At 59.0% G+C, this 19224-nt stretch carries 20 protein-coding genes and 1 pseudogene; 11 read left to right on the forward strand and 10 right to left on the reverse strand.

The features are described 5' to 3' along the window. The first annotated feature begins 30 nt into the window (after nt 1–30). From HF679_RS06685 to HF679_RS06705, 5 genes are all read left to right on the forward strand, one after another. Nucleotides 31–3771, forward strand: a complete 3741-nt coding sequence (locus HF679_RS06685) for a nitrate reductase subunit alpha (protein WP_154143780.1) — start codon at nt 31–33, stop codon at nt 3769–3771. Continuing rightward, complete coding sequence (gene narH, locus HF679_RS06690) at nt 3768–5294, forward strand: nitrate reductase subunit beta (protein ID WP_123754237.1); 1527 nt, start codon at nt 3768–3770, stop codon at nt 5292–5294. Before HF679_RS06685 ends, narH begins: the two co-directional genes overlap by 4 nt. Beyond that, a complete protein-coding gene (gene narW, locus HF679_RS06695) occupies nt 5294–5989 on the forward strand; it encodes a nitrate reductase molybdenum cofactor assembly chaperone (RefSeq protein ID WP_154143778.1) in 696 nt (231 codons plus the stop codon). Before narH ends, narW begins: the two co-directional genes overlap by 1 nt. Beyond that, nucleotides 5986–6666 (forward strand): respiratory nitrate reductase subunit gamma, encoded by a 681-nt coding sequence (gene narI, locus HF679_RS06700; RefSeq protein ID WP_123754235.1) that lies wholly within the window; start codon nt 5986–5988, stop codon nt 6664–6666. The genes narW and narI overlap by 4 nt, the downstream gene beginning before the upstream one ends. A gap of 192 nt (nt 6667–6858) precedes the next feature. Continuing rightward, a complete protein-coding gene (locus tag HF679_RS06705; RefSeq protein WP_154143777.1) occupies nt 6859–7125 on the forward strand; it encodes a hypothetical protein in 267 nt (88 codons plus the stop codon). Nucleotides 7126–7179: 54 nt separating this feature from the next. Here the strand turns inward: HF679_RS06705 and HF679_RS06710 are convergent, their stop codons facing one another. Continuing rightward, nucleotides 7180–8097: a LysR substrate-binding domain-containing protein gene (locus HF679_RS06710; RefSeq protein ID WP_154143776.1), complete on the reverse strand. Its 918-nt coding sequence runs from the start codon at nt 8095–8097 to the stop codon at nt 7180–7182. Between the two features lie 115 nt (nt 8098–8212). On the opposite strand from HF679_RS06710, the gene HF679_RS06715 reads away from it, so the two are divergent. Together HF679_RS06715 and HF679_RS06720 are read left to right on the forward strand one after the other, a co-directional pair. Beyond that, on the forward strand, nt 8213–8527 hold the full coding sequence (locus HF679_RS06715; protein WP_123754232.1) for a carboxymuconolactone decarboxylase family protein: 315 nt from the start codon (nt 8213–8215) through the stop codon (nt 8525–8527). A 10-nt stretch (nt 8528–8537) separates the two neighbouring features. After that, complete coding sequence (locus HF679_RS06720) at nt 8538–8948, forward strand: tautomerase family protein (protein WP_123754231.1); 411 nt, start codon at nt 8538–8540, stop codon at nt 8946–8948. Nucleotides 8949–8993: 45 nt separating this feature from the next. Here HF679_RS06720 and nhoA read toward each other — a convergent pair whose 3' ends face one another. The 5 genes from nhoA to HF679_RS06740 form a co-directional block, all read right to left on the reverse strand. Further along, nucleotides 8994–9839 (reverse strand): N-hydroxyarylamine O-acetyltransferase, encoded by an 846-nt coding sequence (nhoA, locus tag HF679_RS06725; RefSeq protein WP_123754230.1) that lies wholly within the window; start codon nt 9837–9839, stop codon nt 8994–8996. Nucleotides 9840–9915: 76 nt separating this feature from the next. Continuing rightward, entirely contained in the window at nt 9916–11571 is a 1656-nt protein-coding gene (locus tag HF679_RS06730) for an ABC transporter permease (RefSeq protein ID WP_187042764.1), read from the reverse strand. 85 nt (nt 11572–11656) lie between these two features. Then, complete coding sequence (locus HF679_RS24845) at nt 11657–11779, reverse strand: hypothetical protein (protein WP_255417644.1); 123 nt, start codon at nt 11777–11779, stop codon at nt 11657–11659. Between the two features lie 152 nt (nt 11780–11931). Continuing rightward, nucleotides 11932–12900 (reverse strand): ABC transporter substrate-binding protein, encoded by a 969-nt coding sequence (locus HF679_RS06735; RefSeq protein ID WP_123754228.1) that lies wholly within the window; start codon nt 12898–12900, stop codon nt 11932–11934. Then, nucleotides 12897–13598: an ABC transporter ATP-binding protein gene (locus HF679_RS06740; protein ID WP_123754227.1), complete on the reverse strand. Its 702-nt coding sequence runs from the start codon at nt 13596–13598 to the stop codon at nt 12897–12899. The genes HF679_RS06735 and HF679_RS06740 overlap by 4 nt, the downstream gene beginning before the upstream one ends. A 214-nt stretch (nt 13599–13812) precedes the next feature. On the opposite strand from HF679_RS06740, the gene HF679_RS06745 reads away from it, so the two are divergent. The 4 genes and pseudogenes from HF679_RS06745 (at nt 13813) to HF679_RS06760 (ending at nt 16185) form a co-directional block, all read left to right on the forward strand. Then, on the forward strand, nt 13813–14394 hold the full coding sequence (locus HF679_RS06745) for a flavin reductase family protein (RefSeq protein ID WP_123754226.1): 582 nt from the start codon (nt 13813–13815) through the stop codon (nt 14392–14394). 272 nt (nt 14395–14666) lie between these two features. After that, on the forward strand, nt 14667–15176 hold the full coding sequence (locus tag HF679_RS06750; protein WP_154143773.1) for a MarR family winged helix-turn-helix transcriptional regulator: 510 nt from the start codon (nt 14667–14669) through the stop codon (nt 15174–15176). Nucleotides 15177–15201: 25 nt separating this feature from the next. Next, complete coding sequence (locus HF679_RS06755) at nt 15202–15537, forward strand: DUF6616 family protein (protein ID WP_154143772.1); 336 nt, start codon at nt 15202–15204, stop codon at nt 15535–15537. Between the two features lie 129 nt (nt 15538–15666). Beyond that, nucleotides 15667–16185, forward strand: a pseudogene (locus HF679_RS06760) (ClbS/DfsB family four-helix bundle protein). A gap of 308 nt (nt 16186–16493) precedes the next feature. Here the strand turns inward: HF679_RS06760 and nadS are convergent. From nadS to HF679_RS06780, 4 genes are all read right to left on the reverse strand, one after another. After that, on the reverse strand, nt 16494–16790 hold the full coding sequence (gene nadS / locus HF679_RS06765; RefSeq protein WP_123754222.1) for a NadS family protein: 297 nt from the start codon (nt 16788–16790) through the stop codon (nt 16494–16496). 308 nt (nt 16791–17098) lie between these two features. Then, entirely contained in the window at nt 17099–17326 is a 228-nt protein-coding gene (gene pptA / locus HF679_RS06770) for a tautomerase PptA (protein ID WP_187042765.1), read from the reverse strand. 67 nt (nt 17327–17393) lie between these two features. Further along, entirely contained in the window at nt 17394–18011 is a 618-nt protein-coding gene (locus HF679_RS06775; RefSeq protein WP_187042766.1) for a glutathione S-transferase family protein, read from the reverse strand. A gap of 83 nt (nt 18012–18094) precedes the next feature. After that, complete coding sequence (locus tag HF679_RS06780; RefSeq protein WP_123754219.1) at nt 18095–19099, reverse strand: LacI family DNA-binding transcriptional regulator; 1005 nt, start codon at nt 19097–19099, stop codon at nt 18095–18097. Between the last annotated feature and the right edge of the window lie 125 nt (nt 19100–19224).

Here is a 19224-nt window from a genome sequence, read left to right on the forward strand (position 1 = left end):
AGGCGCCTGCCTCCGTCAGGAGATAATGTCATGAGCAAACTACTGGATCGCTTTCGCTACTTTAAGCAGAAACGCGAGACCTTTGCCAACGGCCACGGCCAGCTACTGGATACCAACCGTGACTGGGAGGATAGCTACCGGCAGCGCTGGCAGTTTGACAAGATCGTCCGCTCCACCCATGGGGTCAACTGCACCGGATCCTGCAGCTGGAAAATTTACGTTAAAAACGGCCTGGTCACCTGGGAAACCCAGCAGACGGACTACCCGCGCACCCGCCCGGATCTGCCCAACCACGAACCGCGAGGCTGCCCGCGCGGCGCCAGCTACTCGTGGTATCTCTACAGCGCCAACCGCCTGAAATACCCGCTGGCGCGCAAGCGCTTGATTGAGCTGTGGCGCGAAGCGCTGGCGCTGCATCCGGACCCGGTCGATGCCTGGGACAGCATCATGCAGGACCGCCAGAAGTGCCTCAGCTACAAACAGATGCGCGGCAAAGGCGGCTTTATTCGCTCGACCTGGAAAGAGCTGAACCAGCTGATTGCCGCCGCCAACGTCTGGACCATCAAACAGTATGGCCCGGACCGCATTGTGGGCTTCTCGCCGATCCCGGCGATGTCGATGGTCTCCTATGCCGCCGGCACCCGCTATCTGTCGCTGATTGGCGGCACCTGCCTGAGCTTCTACGACTGGTACTGCGACCTGCCGCCGGCCTCGCCGATGACCTGGGGTGAGCAGACCGATGTCCCGGAATCCGCCGACTGGTATAACTCAAGCTACATCATCGCCTGGGGGTCGAACGTGCCGCAGACCCGCACCCCGGACGCCCACTTTTTTACCGAGGTCCGTTACAAAGGCACCAAAACCATCGCCATCACGCCGGATTATTCGGAAGTGGCAAAACTGTGCGACCAGTGGCTGGCGCCGAAACAGGGCACCGACAGCGCGCTGGCTATGGCCATGGGCCACGTGATTTTAAAGTGTTTCCATCTCGACAACCCAAGCGACTACTTCCTCAACTACTGCCGCCACTATACCGACATGCCGATGCTGGTGATGCTTGAGGAGCGCGCTGACGGCAGCCTGGTGCCGGGCCGCATGGTCCGCGCCTCCGACCTGCTGGACGGGCTGGGGGAAAGTAACAACCCGGAGTGGAAAACCGTGGCGTTCAGCAGCGCCGGTGAACTGGTGGCTCCCAACGGCTCCATTGGCTTTCGCTGGGGTGAAAAAGGCAAATGGAACCTCGAACCGCTGGCCGCCGGAAAAGAGACCGAACTGGCGCTCTCCCTGCTGCCCTTTAACGACGCCGTGGTCCCCGTGGGTTTCCCCTACTTTGGCGGCAATGAGAACCCTCACTTTCGCAGCGTGGCCCAGCAGCCGGTGATCATTCACCCGCTACCGGCAAAACGCCTGACGCTGGCTAACGGCGACAGCGCCCTGGTGGTCAGCGTCTATGACCTGGTGCTGGCCAACTACGGCCTCGATCGCGGGCTTGATGACAGCAATGCGGCCAGCGATTTTAGCGAAATCAAAGCCTATACCCCGGCCTGGGCCGAGCAGATCACCGGCGTCCCGCGCCAGCACATTGAGCAAATTGCCTGGGAGTTTGCCGACACCGCGCATAAGACCCATGGCCGGTCGATGATCATCCTCGGCGCCGGGGTGAACCACTGGTATCACATGGACATGAACTACCGTGGGATGATCAATATGCTGGTCTTCTGCGGCTGTGTCGGCCAGAGCGGCGGCGGCTGGTCGCATTATGTCGGCCAGGAGAAGCTGCGCCCGCAGACCGGCTGGCTACCGCTGGCCTTTGCCACCGACTGGAACCGCCCGCCGCGGCAGATGAACAGCACCTCCTATTTTTATAACCACTCCAGCCAGTGGCGTTACGAGAAGCTCACCGCCCAGGAACTGCTCTCCCCGCTGGCGGATGCCAGCCGCTATACCGGCCACCTGATTGATTTTAACGTTCGGGCGGAACGGATGGGCTGGCTGCCTTCCGCGCCGCAGCTGAACCTCAACCCGCTGACCATCAAACAGCAGGCCGATGTCGCCGGACTGTCGCCGGCGGACTACACCGTCCAGGCGTTGAAATCCGGCGCGATCCGCTTTGCCTGCGAGCAGCCGGACAGCGGCGCAAACCACCCGCGCAATATGTTTATCTGGCGTTCTAATCTGCTGGGTTCTTCCGGCAAAGGCCACGAGTACATGCTCAAATATCTGCTGGGTACCGACAGCGGCATTCAGGGCGATGAACTAGGGGCCACGGACGAGGTGAAACCCGAAGAGGTGGAGTGGCAGACCGCCGCCATCGAAGGCAAACTCGACCTGCTGGTGACGCTCGATTTCCGGATGTCGAGCACCTGTCTGTTCTCCGATATCGTCCTGCCGACCGCCACCTGGTATGAAAAAGACGATATGAATACCTCGGATATGCACCCGTTTATCCACCCGCTCTCCGCCGCGGTCGACCCGGCCTGGGAAGCCAAAAGCGACTGGGAAATCTATAAAGAGATTGCCCGGGTCTTTTCGACGGTCTGCGTGGGGCATCTCGATACTGAAACGGATGTGGTGCTTCTGCCGCTGCAGCACGATTCGGCGGGCGAGCTATCCCAGCCGTTTGAGGTGCAGGACTGGCATAAAGGCGAATGCGATCTGATCCCCGGAAAAACCGCGCCAACCATCGCGGTGGTGGAGCGTGATTATCCGGCGACCTACGAGCGCTTTACCTCGCTGGGGCCGCTGCTGGATAAGCTCGGCAACGGCAGCAAGGGCATTAACTGGAAAACCGAGGATGAGGTCGAATTCCTTGGCAAACTCAATTACGTTAAGCTCGACGGCCCGGCCAAAGGCCGACCGCGCATCGACAGCGCCATCGATGCCTCGGAGGTGATCCTCAGCCTGGCGCCGGAGACCAACGGTCAGGTCGCGGTTAAAGCCTGGCAAGCGCTCGGCGAGTTTACCGGGCGCGATCACACCCATCTGGCAATCAACAAAGAAGACGAGAAGATTCGTTTTCGCGATATCCAGGCGCAGCCGCGCAAAATCATCTCCAGCCCGACGTGGTCCGGCCTCGAAAGCGAACATGTTTCTTACAACGCCGGCTACACCAACGTCCACGAGCTGATCCCGTGGCGCACCCTCTCCGGCCGCCAGCAGCTGTATCAGGACCATCCGTGGATGCGCGACTTCGGCGAAAGCCTGGTGGTCTACCGTCCGCCGATTGATACCCGCAGCGTCAGCCACATGCGCGAGATCCCGCCCAACGGCTTCCCGGAAAAGGCGCTCAACTTCCTCACGCCGCACCAGAAATGGGGGATTCACTCCACCTACAGTGAAAACCTGCTGATGCTGACCCTGTCGCGCGGCGGGCCGATCGTCTGGCTTAGCGAAACCGACGCCAAAGAGTTAGGCATTGAAGATAACGACTGGATCGAAGCCTTCAACGCCAACGGCGCCCTTACCGCCCGCGCGGTGGTGAGCCAGCGTATCCCACCGGGGATGACCATGATGTACCACGCGCAGGAACGCATCATGAATATTCCCGGCTCCGAAGTAACCGGTCGTCGCGGCGGGATCCATAACTCCGTGACCCGTATTTGCCCCAAACCAACCCATATGATTGGCGGCTATGCGCAGCTGGCCTACGGCTTTAACTATTACGGTACCGTCGGCTCCAACCGCGATGAATTCATCATGATTCGTAAAATGAAAAACATCAGCTGGCTGGATAACGAAGGTCGCGATCAGGTACAGGAGGCGAAAAAATGAAAATACGCTCACAGGTCGGGATGGTGCTGAATCTCGACAAATGCATTGGCTGCCACACCTGTTCGGTCACCTGTAAAAACGTCTGGACCGGGCGCGAAGGGATGGAATACGCCTGGTTTAATAACGTCGAAACTAAACCCGGCATCGGCTATCCGAAAAACTGGGAAGACCAGGAAGAGTGGCAAGGCGGCTGGATCCGGGGGATCACCGGCAAGCTGACCCCGCGCCTAGGCAACCGGGTGGGCGTGCTATCAAAAATCTTCGCCAACCCGCAACTACCGGGCATCGATGACTATTACGAACCCTTCACCTTCGATTACCAGCATCTGCACACCGCGCCGGAAAGTGAGCATCTGCCGACCGCCCGCCCGCGCTCGCTGATCAGCGGTAAACGAATGGACAAAATCAGCTGGGGGCCAAACTGGGAGGAGCTGCTGGGCGGCGAATTTGAAAAACGCGCCCACGACCGCAACTTCGAGGCGATGCAGAAAGAGATGTACGGCCAGTTTGAAAACACCTTCATGATGTATCTGCCGCGCCTGTGCGAACACTGCCTCAACCCGAGCTGCGTCGCCACCTGTCCGAGCGGCGCCATCTATAAGCGTGAAGAAGATGGCATTGTGCTGATCGATCAGGATAAATGCCGCGGCTGGCGCATGTGCATCAGCGGTTGTCCGTACAAGAAAATCTACTTTAACTGGAAAAGCGGCAAATCTGAGAAGTGCATCTTCTGCTATCCGCGCATCGAGTCCGGCCAGCCGACGGTCTGCTCAGAAACCTGCGTCGGGCGCATTCGCTACCTCGGCGTCCTGCTGTATGACGCCGACCGGATTGAGGAAGCGGCCAGCACCGAGCATGAAACCGATCTCTATGAACGTCAGTGCGATGTGTTCCTCGATCCGCACGATCCGGCGGTGATTGAAGAAGCGCTGAAACAGGGCATTGCGCACAACGTGATCGAAGCGGCGCAGAAGTCTCCGGTGTATAAACTGGCGATGGACTGGAAGCTGGCGCTGCCGCTGCACCCGGAATACCGCACCCTGCCGATGGTCTGGTACGTGCCGCCGCTGTCGCCGATCCAGTCGGTCGCCGATGCCGGCGGTCTGCCGAATAAAGGCACAATTCTGCCGGCGGTGGAGAGCCTGCGTATTCCGGTGCAGTACCTGGCGAACCTGCTGAGCGCCGGCGATACCGGCCCGGTGCTGCGCGCCCTGAAACGCATGATGGCGATGCGCCACTATAAACGCTCCCAGACCGTCGAAGGGGTCACCGATACCCGGGCGATCGAAGAAGTGGGGTTAAGCGTCGAGCAGGTTGAAGAGATGTACCGCTATCTGGCTATCGCCAACTATGAAGACCGGTTTGTGATCCCCACCAGCCACCGTGAAATGGCGGAAGATGCCTTCCCGGAACGTAACGGCTGCGGTTTTACTTTCGGTGACGGTTGCCACGGCTCGGATACCAAATTCAACCTGTTCAACAGCCAGCGTATCGATGCGATCAACATTGGGGAGAAAGACTAATGCGGATCCTTAATGTCATCGGGCTGCTGCTGGAGTACCCGGACGCCCTGCTGTGGGACAACCGCGAGGAGGCGCTGGCGTTGGTCGGCGCCGATGCGCCGGCGCTGCTGCCGTTTGCCGCCCCGCTGCTGGCCGCGCCGCTGCTCGACCGCCAGGCCGAATGGTGCGAGGTGTTCGAGCGCGGGCGCGCCACCTCACTGCTGCTGTTCGAACATGTGCATGCGGAATCCCGCGACCGCGGCCAGGCGATGGTCAATCTGATGAACCAGTACGAGCAGGCCGGTCTGCAGCTCGACTGCCGGGAGCTGCCGGACCATCTGCCGCTCTATCTCGAGTACCTCAGCACGCTCGAGACGGACGCGGCCAGGGAGGGATTGCAAAACGTCGCGCCGATCCTTGCCCTGCTGGGCGGCCGTCTGAAACAACGACAATGCGATTACTATCAACTGTTTGACACGCTGCTGGCGCTGGCCGGCAGCCCCCTCAATAGTGACAGTGTCACGAAACAGGTGGCAGGCGAGCAACGCGATGACACCCGCCAGGCGCTGGATGCCGTGTGGGAAGAGGAGCAGGTGAAGTTTATCGAAGATAACGCCACCGCCTGCGACAGCTCGCCGATGCAACATTATCAACGACGCTTTAGCCAGGACGTCGCGCCGCAGTACGTTGACGTCCGTGCCGGAGGCCCGAAATGATACAGTACCTGAACCTCTTCTTTTACGACATCTACCCCTACGTGTGCGGGACGGTGTTTCTCATCGGCAGCTGGCTGCGCTATGACTACGGGCAGTACAGCTGGCGCGCCTCCTCCAGCCAGATGCTCGACAAACGCGGGATGGTGCTGTGGTCGAATCTGTTCCACATCGGCATTCTGGGGATATTCTTCGGTCACCTCTTCGGCATGCTGACCCCGCACTGGGTCTACTCGTGGTTCCTGCCGATGTCGCAGAAACAGCTGATGGCGATGATCCTCGGCGGCATCTGCGGCGTGCTGACGCTGGTGGGCGGCGCGGGGCTGTTGATTCGTCGGCTGACCAACCCGCGCATTCGCGCCACTTCATCGACGGCGGACATTGTGATCCTCAGCATTTTGCTGATTCAGTGCATTCTGGGGTTAACCACCATTCCCTTCTCGGCCCAGCACCCTGACGGCAGCGAGATGTTAAAGCTGGTGGACTGGGCCCAGGCGGTGGTGACCTTCCACGGCGGCGCCTCGGCGCATCTTGATGGCGTGGCGTTTATCTACCGCGTCCACCTGGTGCTCGGGATGACCATTTTCCTAATCTTCCCCTTCACCCGCCTGGTGCACGTCTGGAGCGCACCGATCGAATATTTAACCCGCCGCTATCAGCTGGTGCGATCCCGGCGCTGAGGGGCTAACCCTATAGCTGGTACTCCTTGTTAAAAGCAAACGCCCGGCTTCCGGTTCAGGAGTCGGGCGTTTTTATTGCACCGGCGGTATCTGTCGCCAATCCTCGCCATGTTTTATACTCGCCTCTCATGATTGTCATATTTGCCTTAACACCATGACGCCAACGGAAGAGACGTTTCCAGTGAGGGAACCATGAATAAATATGTCATTTTTATCAGCACCAGCGGTGGCAAAGCGTTTCCAAAAGAACAAGTGACCCGTGCATTTATTAAAGAGATGAAGCAAAAAGGGTTTAGAAAACATCATATTGAAGTGGATGCAGAGAACGAAGTCCAGGCCGTTAAGGCGTTAAATCAATTTAATGATGAGTATATGCAGGAAGTAAAAGACTATACCGGCAACATTATATTTGTCGGCATCATCGCCATGTTCGGCTTTATTGTTTGGTTTTTTACATAAATATAGTGAATGAAATAGCCGGGTTAATAACAATGTGAGTAACAGCCCGGCTTATTAGCGTTTTGGCTGCCACGGCGCAGCGTCCGTCGGCGGCAGATGCAGCGCAAAGCAGTCAATAATGGTATCAAGCAGCAGCTTTGCCGGTGCAGTAAGGCGACGTTCATCGCCATATAGCCCGACGCCAATATCTCCCGCTTCGGGCAGCGTTGTGGCCTTAATGACCTGCAGCGTCGCCGGCATGCCGATGGTGGTACGTAGCGCGACCCCTAACCCGGCAGAGGCGGCGGCCCAGATACCGTTCAGGCTGCGGCTGGTAAACGCAATACGCCAGGGAATACCGGCGTTATCTAATGCCGTTGTGGCGGCGGTACGCATCACACAGGGCGCTTCAAACGCCAGCAGCGGCAACGGCTGGTTTTTGGCGAGATACGTGGCGATGTCGAACTCTGGCGCCGCGATCCAGCGCAGCTGCGCCCTTCCCAGCGCCCGGTCAAAAGCCGGTTGCTCGCGCCCTTCCCAGCTCAGCGCCAGGTCAAGCTCCTGGTGCAGCATCGCCTCTCGCAGCGGCGCGTTGCGGGTCACGGTCACGGCAATTTCAACCTCCGGACAGGACCGGGCAAACTGCCCGAGGATCGCCGGCAGGAGCACCTCGCCAAAATCCTCCTGCAACCCGAGACGCACCTCGCCGCTCACCCCTCTGGCCTGCAACGCGGTACAGGCCTCGTCATTGAGACTAAGCATGCGTCGCGCATAACCCAGCATGATTTCGCCTTCAGGCGTCAATGCCAGATGACGGCCCGCCTTCTGCACCAGCGCCATGCCGGTCTGCTGCTCCAGTTTTTTCAGCTGCGCGCTGACTGCCGAGGTTGAACGTCCGAGGCGCTCCGCCGCCAGGGCAAAACTCCCCAACTCCATCCCGGTGACAAAAGCACGCAGCGCATCGGCATCCAGGGTCAGTGGTCTTCTGGCCATTATCAATCATCCCGTTTTTCAGGACTATTTGTCATGAATTATATGATTATCAAAACAATCATAACCGGATATCGTCTCTGTGACACCCCACTAATTTCACAATAAGGGCAAAAACATGAGTAACGGTCATCTGACACGGGAAAACCTCGCACAACTGGCGCCAAAACTGGCCTCGCTGAGCGAAGAGGTGCTGTTTAACGATATCTGGCAGCGTCCGGAACTCTCTGCGCGCGACAGAAGTTTGATTACCCTTAGCGCGCTGGTTGCCCTGTATCGCCCGGAACAGCTCGGCTGGCACCTGCAGTTCGCTGAAAAAAACGGCGTCACCCAAAGCGAAATCACCGAGCTAATGACCCACCTGGCGTTTTATGCCGGCTGGCCTGCTGCGGTGTCGGCATTAAACGTATTGCACCAGCTCAACGCGGAATAAGGAGACGACGATGCCCGTAACCCGCATTGCGATTTCAGAGCAACGTTTCGCCCCCTGGCACGCCGCGATTAGCACCGCGTTACAGCAGGCGCTGGAAGACCATTTTTCGGTCCCGGCCGGTGACTGCTTTCAGCTGTTCGATTGCTACCGTTCAGGGCAGCGGATAGTTAACCCGCACTATCTCTGCACGGCTGAAGCCGGGCGCAGCGATGATTTCCTGCTGTTTCAGATAACCGCCGGTAAGCCGCGCAGCCCTCTGCAAAAGCAGCGTTTTTATCAGGATTTAGTGACGCGACTTGAACAGTCGCTGGGCATCAGTCCGCACGAGGTGATGGTGGTGATCGGCTTTACCGAGCCGGAAGACTGGTCGTTCAGCGGCGGCAAGATGTTCTGTTTAACGGATGTCCCGGTTACGCGGTGACGACGGATGCGGGCCGGAGAACGTCGTTTCCGGCCCTTGAGCGCCCTACTTACCGGCTTCCGGATGGGTATCAAACGCCGCCATCACCGCTGCCAGTTCCGCTTCGCTGAAACCATATTTGGCATCATCGACGCCGAGGCCGAAACGGGACTGCAGCGCGGCATACAGCGCCGGAACGTCCGGGAAGTCAATCTTCTCAACCACATGGTGCTTATCCCAGTGGGTGAAGTGGAAGTTAGTTAAAGTCATTTTGCCGCCGTCCGGCAGATGGCGGCACATCAGCAGATGGTGGCGGAAATGCGACTGCGGCCAGTGGGCCGACCAGAAATTGCCCATCACATAGTCGGAGGCGTACTGGTGACCGAGGTCAAAGTGGTACATCGACTGCCAGTGGCCGTGGTGGCTGAACTGCAGCGTCCAGGCCTCTCCCTCACACAGCAGGCGATACTCACCGTGCGGGGTGGCTTGCTCGACATCCGCCAGCAGGCGAATCGGTGCGGTCAGCGTCTGCCCGCCGAAACCGACATCGGCGATCCAGCGTTCGCCCTCCACTTCTACCAGCAGCAAACGATGGGTACGCGGCGGCATCTGCGGCGGATTCGCCAGCACCACTCTTCCCAACAGGCTGCGGACTTTAAAGCCCAGCTCGCGCAGCGCTCTTTCCAGCAGACCGTTTTGCTCGAAGCAGTAGCCGCCACGCTGACCGTTCACCAGCTTCTCTTCCAGCGTGCGATCGTCAAGGTGGATCTCCCGGGGCAACAGCACATCCAGATTTTCAAACGGGATGGCGCTGTTGTGGTGAATATGCAGGTCGCGCAAGGTGTCGATAGAAACATCAGGGGTTCCCGTCCAGCCCAGACGGGAAAAATAGGCGCTTAAAAATGGACTCATCAATGCCTCCAGCAATCGGTGTCCGACATTTATAGCCTATTTTTGCCGTTTGACCGTCTATTTTGTGCGGTCGTATTTATTCGCGTGTGCTCCGCTGCATTAACGCCAACGCGCTGAGCATCAATACCAGCCCGGTCAACAGCGTCAGCGAGGCCATCGCCATTCCCTGCCCGACCGAGCCCTGCTCAAACTGGCGCCAGATAAACACCGCTACGGTCTGGGTACCGGCCGGTGCCAGCAGCAGCGAGGTCACCAGCTCGCGCGAGGCCACCGCAAACACCATCAGCATGGCGGCCAGCAGCGCCGGAAACACCAGCGGCAGGACGATTAAACGCAGCGCCTGCAGAGGCGTGGCGCCGTGTACCCGCGCTGCCGGTTCGAGGTTGGTGCCGAGCTGGCGCAGTGCGCTGCCGACATAGCGCACCGGCCACGGCAACAGCAGGCAGCAATAGGAGAGCAGCAGCATAAACCAGCTGTTATAGGGCGAAACCGGCCAGAACGGCTGGTTCCACAGCAGAATCAACCCCACGCCCACCACCACCCCCGGGAGCGCCGCCGGCATCAACGATAAGGCATCGACCAGGGCGCTGCCCTTGATTTTCTGCACCAGCACCAGCCAGGCCGCCAGCAGTCCGATCAGCCCGACAATCAATGCCGACGCCAGCGCCAGCGACAGGCTGGTCCCCAACGCCGACAGCGCATCGCCCTGCTGGGCAAACAGCGCGGTAAAATGACGCAAGGTAAAATTATCGCTGTGAATACCGCCGGATAATGTGCCCATCAGGCTGGTCAGCACCATCGAGGCCCCCGGCAGCACCACCGCCAGCCCGCCAACGCCGGCCATCAGCAGTACCGCCGGCGTCGCCAGCCAGCCGAGGCTGGCACCGCTGTTCTCTCCCGGCTTGCCGGTCACGCTGGTGACCTCTGTATCGCCCGTAAGCCGCTTTTGCAGCCACCAGGCCAGCAGCGCCACCGCGATCAGCAACAGCGACAGCAGCGAGGCGCCGGGTAAATCAATCGGCCAGTCGGCGAGTTTTTTCTCGATGCCGACGGTGAGCATCGTCAGCCCGGCCCGCGAGCCCAGCGCCGCCGGAACGCCGTACTCTTCAATTGCCAGAGTAAACGCCAGCAGCATCCCCGCCGCCAGCGCCGGCGAGAGCATCGGCAGCGTGATATGCCAGAAGGCCCGCCAGGCGCTGGCGCCATGCACGCGGGCCACCATCGCCAGCCGTTGACCGCTCGCCAGCAGGCTGCGGGAAACGGCGAAATAGACCACCGGGAAGATGTTAAAGGTCATCACCAGCACGATCCCGCTGCGGCTGAACAGCAGGTCGTTAAGATCCCAGCCCGTGAGCTGTTGCAGATAGCCGTTGCTTTGCAGCACCAGCATCCACGACAGGGCCGAAATATAGGGCGGCGTCAGAAACGGGATCAGGAACAGCAGATCCCACAGGCGCGGCATCGGCAGCGTAAACAGACCGCGCAATACCCCCAGCGGCAGGCCAATCAGCACGCTTATCAGCGCCACGCCAGCGGCGACCCACAGGGTGCCGCCGAGCATCGACAGCAGCTGCGGTTCTTTGGCCAGCGTCGAAACGCCGCTCAATGCCCCGTCCAGCGAACCGGCGCTGAAGTGCGGAAATATCGCCTGCAGGACGATAAATAACAACGGTAACGCCACCAGCACCAGCAGCGCGGTCAGCGTAAACCCGGATATCAATGTTTGTTTCACGGCATGTTCCTGGAAAATAATCGCCCGCAACCTATCGGCAGTTCTGTCGCCCGATCCCCGGAGGCGCTGCGCTGACCAGGCTACGTCACTGATGGTCCGGTAGCCCGGACAGACGCGCCAGCGCCGCCTCCGGGAAATGTGCCGGCCCCGGTGGCGCTGCGCTGACCGGGCTACGTCGCTGATGATCCAGTAGCCCGGACAGGCGCATCAGCGCCGCCTCCGGGAAATGTGCCGGCCCCGGTGGCGCTGCGCTGACCGGGCTACGTCGCTGATAGTCCGGTAGCCCGGACAGGCGCGCCAGCGCCGCCTCCGGGAAATGTGCCAGACCGGATCCCCCGGATACGTTGGGGACACATCGGTTTACTGTGCGAACAGCGTATTGAATCGGGACAGCACCGCGCTACGTTCACTGCTGCCATCGCTGGTGGTCGGTAGGATCTTCAGCTCATTAAGCAGCGGGCGCCTGGCCTGGACATCGCTGCGCGCCGGCATCAGCCAGGCATCGGCAACCAGCGCCTGGCCTTCCGGCGACAGAACATAATCAACGAAGGCTTTGGCATCATCAGCATGCTGGCTGGTCTTGAGGATCATCATCGGACGCGGCGCAATCACCGTGCCGCTGGCGGGGAAAATCACCTTCAGGGATTCGCCCTGATGGATGTTGCCATAGGAGACATAATCCACCGCGCCGAATACCGCCGCTTTCGCCCCCTGCATCACCGGGGTAACCGCCTGAGCGTTCGGCCCGCTGACCACCATGCCGTTGCGCTTCAGATCGTCAAACAGCGCCCAGGCTTTATCGCCCATGCCATTTTGTAACCCGATCAGCAAATCCAGCGATGCGCCGGAGAGCGCCGGGTCCGGCGTGGTCACTTTGTCCTTGAACGCCGCTTCGGTCAGGTCGCGCCACTCTTTCGGCTCCGGGGTCCCGCTTTTGGTATTCCAGACGATACCCAGCGCCGAGATCCCCTGCGCGACATAATCCGCCGTTTTCAGGTTCGCCGGCACCTTATCGGCATTGGCGCTCTGGTACGGCAGCAGCCAGCCGCGGTGATGTAAATCCTCGGCGGTATCCCAGGAGGCAGAGATCAGCACATCCGCCTGCGGGTTGGCCTGCTCGGCTTCCAGACGGGCCATCACCTTGCCGGTGGTGGCCTGGAAAATATTGACCTTCACTCCGGTTTTCTTCTCATAGCCGCTGGCAAGGTTCTTCGCCAGCGAGCCGGGACCGGCGGTGTATACGGTCAGCGCATGGGCGCTGGACATCATGGTGGCGGACAACAGCATCGCGAGCGCAGCTCCTTTCTTAATGGTCATAACAGTTTTCATGCAAGTTCCCCTGAGGATGAAGTAACGGTGCGCACGGCGGCGATGGCGCCCGCCGAGAGATGAACAATTCTGTCGGCCAGCAGCTCGGCTTCGCGGCGATCGTGAGTGACGTATACGGCGGTGATCCCCAACTGTCGCAAGAGACGGCTCATCTCCACGCACAGTGACTCCCGCAGTTCGCTATCGAGATTGGAGAGCGGCTCATCAAACAGCAGGACCCGGGGTTCAGCGACGATGGCGCGAGCCAGGGCCACGCGCTGTTGCTGCCCGCCGGACAATCCGGAAGGCTTACGCTCGGCGAAACCGCTGAGGCCCACCAGCGCCAGCGCTTCAGCGACTCGCTTTTGTCGGTCATGCCGCGATACGCCGCGCATCCGTAGCGGAAAGGCGACGTTCTGCGCCGCCGTCATGTGCGGCCACAGGGCGTAATCCTGAAACACCATGCCGATGTCGCGCTGCTCCGGCGGCATTGCCCAACCGCGTTTTGCCACCAGCCGGTCGCCGAAACGAATTTCGCCGCTGGCGGGCACGGTGAGTCCCGCAAGCAGACGCAGCAAGGTGCTTTTGCCGCAGCCCGACGGCCCTAAAAGCGCCACGATGCTGCCCGCGTCGATCTGCAGGTCGATTTGATGAAGAACGGTCTGGGGACCGAAGGCGAATGAGACGCCATCGAGTGTGATGCTGGTCAGCGCGCGCATTCTCGCCCTCCCCGTTGGGAAAGCGATGCTCTGCCCGCGGTTAACACCTGACGGGCCGCGCTCACCTGTGATAAAGACAGGAGAGCTTCCATGTTGTGATCCTCTTTGGGATTTAGTGGTGCCGACTATAGGGAGCCTGTATGACGTATTGATTACGTTTTCATTGCGGATTAACGTGTTGTCTGGCATCAGACCCATTTACCAAGGAACGCTTATGAGCCGTTTTCGCCACGTGGAACTCCAGTACGCCAGTCGCCTGCTCAATCATGGCCCGACCATTCTGATCACCAGTTATGACGCCCAGACGCAACGCCGCAATGTGATGGCCGCCGCATGGTCTATGCCCGTCGAATTCGCGCCGCCCCGGCTGGCGATCGTGGTGGATAAAAGCGCCTGGACGCGGGAAATTATCGAGCGCAACGGCACCTTCGGCATCGTGGTTCCCGGGGTGGCTGCGGCCAGCTGGACCTATGCCGTGGGCAGCATCAGCGGGCGGGACGAGGATAAATTCAACGCCTACGGTATTCCGGTGGTCAACGGCCCGGTTCTGGGACTGCCGTTAATCGAAGAGAAGTGTCTGGCGTGGATGGAGTGCCGCCTGCTCCCGTCAGGCTCAGCCCAGGAGCAGTACGATACCCTGTTTGGCGAGGTAGTTTCCGCTGCCGCCGATGAGCGCGCATTTGCTACCGGTCGCTGGCAGTTCGACGACGATAAGCTCAATACGCTGCATCATCTCGGCACCGGAAATTTTGTCGCCAGCGGCCGCCACGTGCAGGCCAATATGCCGGAAGAGTAACCTTTCTTTACCGAGGCAGGTGGTTAAGAGCCTATCCCAGTAGGCGTAGATTGATGCAGCCAGTTTGGCCACGGACAGCGCAGAACCACCGGAGCGAACACGCAGTACGTGAGGATGGTGAGCACTGCCCAGGGCCAAAATGGCAAATAAAATAGCCTAATGGGCCAGGCTCTGAGCCTGCCTTCTCCCCGCGACACTCTCTTTTTTAGCAGGTTGATCGTTCATTGCTTCAGGCATATAGTTAGGCACCATACTATCTGACGGAGGCCACTATGGAGCTCGAACAAAAATACCTATCGCTACTGCAGGAAGCCGAACGTCATCAGCTTGCCGATGTGGACAATATCCGCCTCTGTTTTCAGACCCTGTCGTTAGCTGCCGCCATCGACCGCGATTGCGCGACGCTGCTGGCACCCTGGGGGCTATCCGAGGGGCGCTTCGTGCTGCTGTTTTTGCTTGATGCCGCGCCTGAGGGCCTCGCCCCCAACGTGCTGGCAGAAAGAGCCGGCGTCACCCGGGCGACGATCACCGGTCTGCTGAACGGTCTTGAGCGCGACCAGTTGATTGAACGTCATGCCGACCCTCTTGATGGCCGGGCGATGCGTATTGCATTAACCCCCGAAGGCAAGCAGCTGATCGGCAAGGTTTTTGCCCAACACAGCCGCTGGATTGCCGGTTTGTTCAGCCATCTCTCGGCGCCGGAGCGCAGCCAACTGGCTGGCCTGCTGGCGAAAGTCGCCGCCGGAACGCTGGCGGGAAAAGCCGCATCTGATTCGTGTTAAAACACAACGTAAAGGAGCAGCAAACATGTCTCATTATTTGGTTGAACTCTACACTCCCAACGCCGCCTGGCACGCGCTGTCAGAGGCGCAACGTAGCGCGTTTATTCAGGGCATTCAGTCCGGGATGAGCGGTCTTGCACAATGGGGGGTTGAACTGCTGACGCTGGCGGAAACCGATACGGCCATCGACAACGCGGCTCCGCACCGCTTTTTGGGGATCTGGCGTTTTCCTGACGCCCAGGCCCGCGATGCCCTGCTGGCCGGTATCGCTGCCAGCGGCTGGTATGGCTATTTTGATCACATCAATGCCGCCGCGGTAACCGGTAATATGCAGCAGCACCTGCAGGCGCTGGCGGGATAATATCCTGCGGCCAACTCCCCGGTGGCGCTGCGCTGACCGGGCTACACACCGCACAATACTGTAGCCCGGATTAGGCGCATCGCGCCGCCATCCGGGAATCATCCATATCATCTCAGAAAGGAACTCACGATGAGCATACCGCAAACCCAGATTCAGCTTCTGCAAGCTATTGACAAAAACTTCACCACATTAGCAAATTACCTTGCGCATATCCCCAAGGAAAAAGCAGCTGAAAAAAACTTACCTGGTCATGCGCAAGGCACAGTCATGAGCGTACGCGATCTGGTCTGTTATTTGTTGGGATGGAACGAACTGGTGCTTAAATGGATTACTCTCGACAAAGCACAAACGCCTGTAGACCTTCCTGAAACCGGTTTTTAATGGAATCAGCTTGGGCAGTTGGCACAGAAGTTTTATGGCGATTATCCTTCGCGGGACTTCACTTCTTTACTGGCTGACCTACATGAGGTTAAGCAGAAGATAATGGTCCAAATCGCGACCAGTGACGACGAGGCACTGTACGGTCGCCCGTGGTACGGCAAATGGACGCTTGGGCGGATGATTTCACTAAACACCTCGTCACCCTACGCCAACGCTTGTGTCCGATTGCGTAGATGGGCAAAAGAGCAGAATATTCCCTTGAAATAATCTCCCCAGCGACGCGGCAACTTTTGCGAGGGATATATTGGGGTATTTCCCGGTGGCGCTGCGCTGACCGGGCTACACACCGCACAATACTGTAGCCCGGATAAGGCGCCCTGCGCCGCCATCCGGGGTATCTTAACGCTGCACCCGGCGTCGGTCTTCGCTGGGCTTAAGACAGGACGACTGGCTATCCAGTGGAATAATAATGAAGACAGATAGCAGTTATAAATGCAGGTTTTTAACTATCCTTTTTATCTCAATTTTTGTAAAAACAGCCAAAATAAAACAATCCTGCCTTTGAGCATCTTATTTTAAATGCTTTTTAATTTATCAATAATAACTGGATTGCCTTGAAGCAGTAAAAGCAACTTCCTTGAGGGGCCGGTTGGCTGACGTCGTTTGGTTTCCCAGCTTTTTACCAGCTCATAGCTGACGCCAACGGCAACCGCGAAATCCTGCTGTTTCAAACCAGTTGCTTCCCGTATCGCTCTCACGTCAATCTCGCTAAAGGTATGAATATGCTCTACCTTTGGCGTTTGCTCGCCTTTTTCAATCCTGACCATCTCTTCTGCACTGGCCAGCAGATCGGCAAACAATTCATCTTTCATAAACACCTCAGTTGGCTCTCTGTCGCTACAAATGTTTGCTCAGCCTGACTTACTGTTTATATATTAGTTTAATAAACCAGCAACCTGTCTTAACATCCTTTTTTGTTCCTGGCTTAATTCATCCCTTTCGTTTTTCGAATAGATCAATGCCAGATAAATGCGCCCTTTTGTCGTTACATTCCGCACAATACTGTGGCCCGGGCCGCCATCCGGGATTCCCGGTGGCGCTACGCTGACCGGGCTACAAACTGCACCATTCCGTAGCCCGGATTAGGCGCATCGCGCCGCCATCCGGGGTCACTCGATGATTACATGCTGTAGCCGGGCTTTTTAATCAGCTGCTCCATCTGCGGGGCGATTTCGCTGTCCCAGACCTGCTGCCAGTCGCCGGGTTCAACCTGGTTCAGGGCAACGCTCACCGCGCTGTCCTTGCTGCTGAGGTGGCGAATCAGCACCTCGGTGATGTCGTTCGCCAGCGCGGTTTTTTGTTCATCGGCCAGTTCACGGGGAAAACATTTAATATCAACATGTGGCATAGCAGGCTCCTTAGTGTCAGTGCGATAAATTAGCATAGCCCCGAGGTATCGGTTCGCTATTTGTGCCTTAAATCAACCCGTTGTCACGTAGCACCGGCTGAAGCTCAGGCCGTTGATAGACCGTTTCCGCCACCGCAGCCAACTTCGGCGTATGCCCGTCAAACCACGCCTGCCGCGGCCCCCATGAATACATCGCCGCGATATAGCAATCCAGCAGGGTTATCTCCGCCCCCAGCGCGTACGGCGCGGCGGCCAGCTGCTGCTCCAGCCACAGATAGAGTGATTGTCGATACTGAATACAGTTTTCCCGCAGCTGCTCGGGCGCATCGGCGGCCCAGCGCTGCGGATAGTCCGCATAGGTAAACGTGGGATAGACGTTGGCCACCAGCCAGATCAGCAGGCGCTGAAACTGCTGACGCTGGGGCGTACCCGGGTCGGGCGCCAGATCCGGACGCTGGTCGAGGATCATCAGGGCGATCGCTGCGGACTCAGTCATCACGCGACCGTCATCCAGCGTCAGGGTCGGCACCTGACACAGCGGGTTTAGCTGTTTGAGGCGATCGCGCTGCGGGCCAGGTTGGTCAAAGCCCCCGACGTTAACAAAGTGGTAAGGCATCCCGGCCAGCGTCAGCATCAGCTCGCTAATCGCCGAGCCCCAGCCGAGTGCGCCATAAACGGTGATCATATTCGGCCTCCACGTTAAACGCTAAGTGTAGGCAGAAACCGGCGGTTCTGGCGTCATTCCCCGGTGGCGCTGCGCTGATCCGTCTACGCCGACTCGCGCGCCACCAGCTGAAAACCGATATCAATAATCACCTCGCCTTCCTCGCGTCCTTCGATGCGGTCAGCAAGCAGCGTCGCCGCCTGTTCGCCAATGGCGTGGCGGTCGACGCTGACGGTGGTGATTGCCGGGCGATTGCTGGCGGCAAAATCCAGATCGCCAAAGCCAATCACCGCCAGGTCTTGCGGCACGCGCAGGCCACGGCTTTCGGCTTCCATGATCGCCCCCTGCGCCAGCGTGTCCGAACTGCAGACGATGACATCAAACGAGGCGGAATCCAGCAGCTGCGCCAGGCCCTGACGTCCCAACGCCAGTGACGCCGGCAGCGGCACTTCAATCTGCGGTGCGGCGGATATGCCGTTTTTGCTGAGCGCGGCGCGCAGCCCCTGCTTACGCAGCGCCGCGCGCGCGTCTGCGGCCCATAGCAGTCCCGGGCGACAGTAGCCTTTGTGCAGTAGAAACTCGCCGATGGTTTCGCCGACCTTCTCATGCGAAAAGCCCACCAGCATATCCAGCGGCGTGGGGGTCAGATCCCAGATTTCCACCACCGGAATGGCGGCATTAAGAATGGTTTTTTTCAGCGCCGCAGCGTGCTGAATACCGGTCAACACCACACCATCCGGGCGGCGTGAGAGTAAGGTCGCCACCAGTTCGGCTTCGGTCTGGCGACTGTAGCCAGCCACGCACAGCAGCATATGATAGCCGCGCGCCGCCAGGGTATCGCTGAGCGCCTGGATGGTATCGACAAACATATTGTTGTTGATCTGCGGCACCACCACCGCGATCAGTTTGCTTCGCCGCGACGCCAGTCCACCCGCCAGCGCATTGGGGATATAGCCGGTAGCCTGCACCGCCTGCATCACTTTCTCCACCGTTTTCGGGCGCACCAGCTGCGGGGTATTTAGCGCCCGGCTGACCGTCATCGATGACAACCCGGCGCTACGAGCGACATCATCCAGCGTCGGCGCCCGCGACGGTTTTCTGCTTTTCACGACGAAGCCCCTGTGTTGAGTCGTTTTCCTGTGGGCATTATTGATGATGCCCCTCGCAATTGCCAGCCTCTGCCGCTCTCAGCCCGATACTATCAGCGTTGCCGCCCATTAAATGTTATCGCTAT

This window comes from Enterobacter sp. JUb54 (assembly GCF_014298075.1).
GTDB classification, from domain to species: domain Bacteria; phylum Pseudomonadota; class Gammaproteobacteria; order Enterobacterales; family Enterobacteriaceae; genus Klebsiella; species Klebsiella lignicola.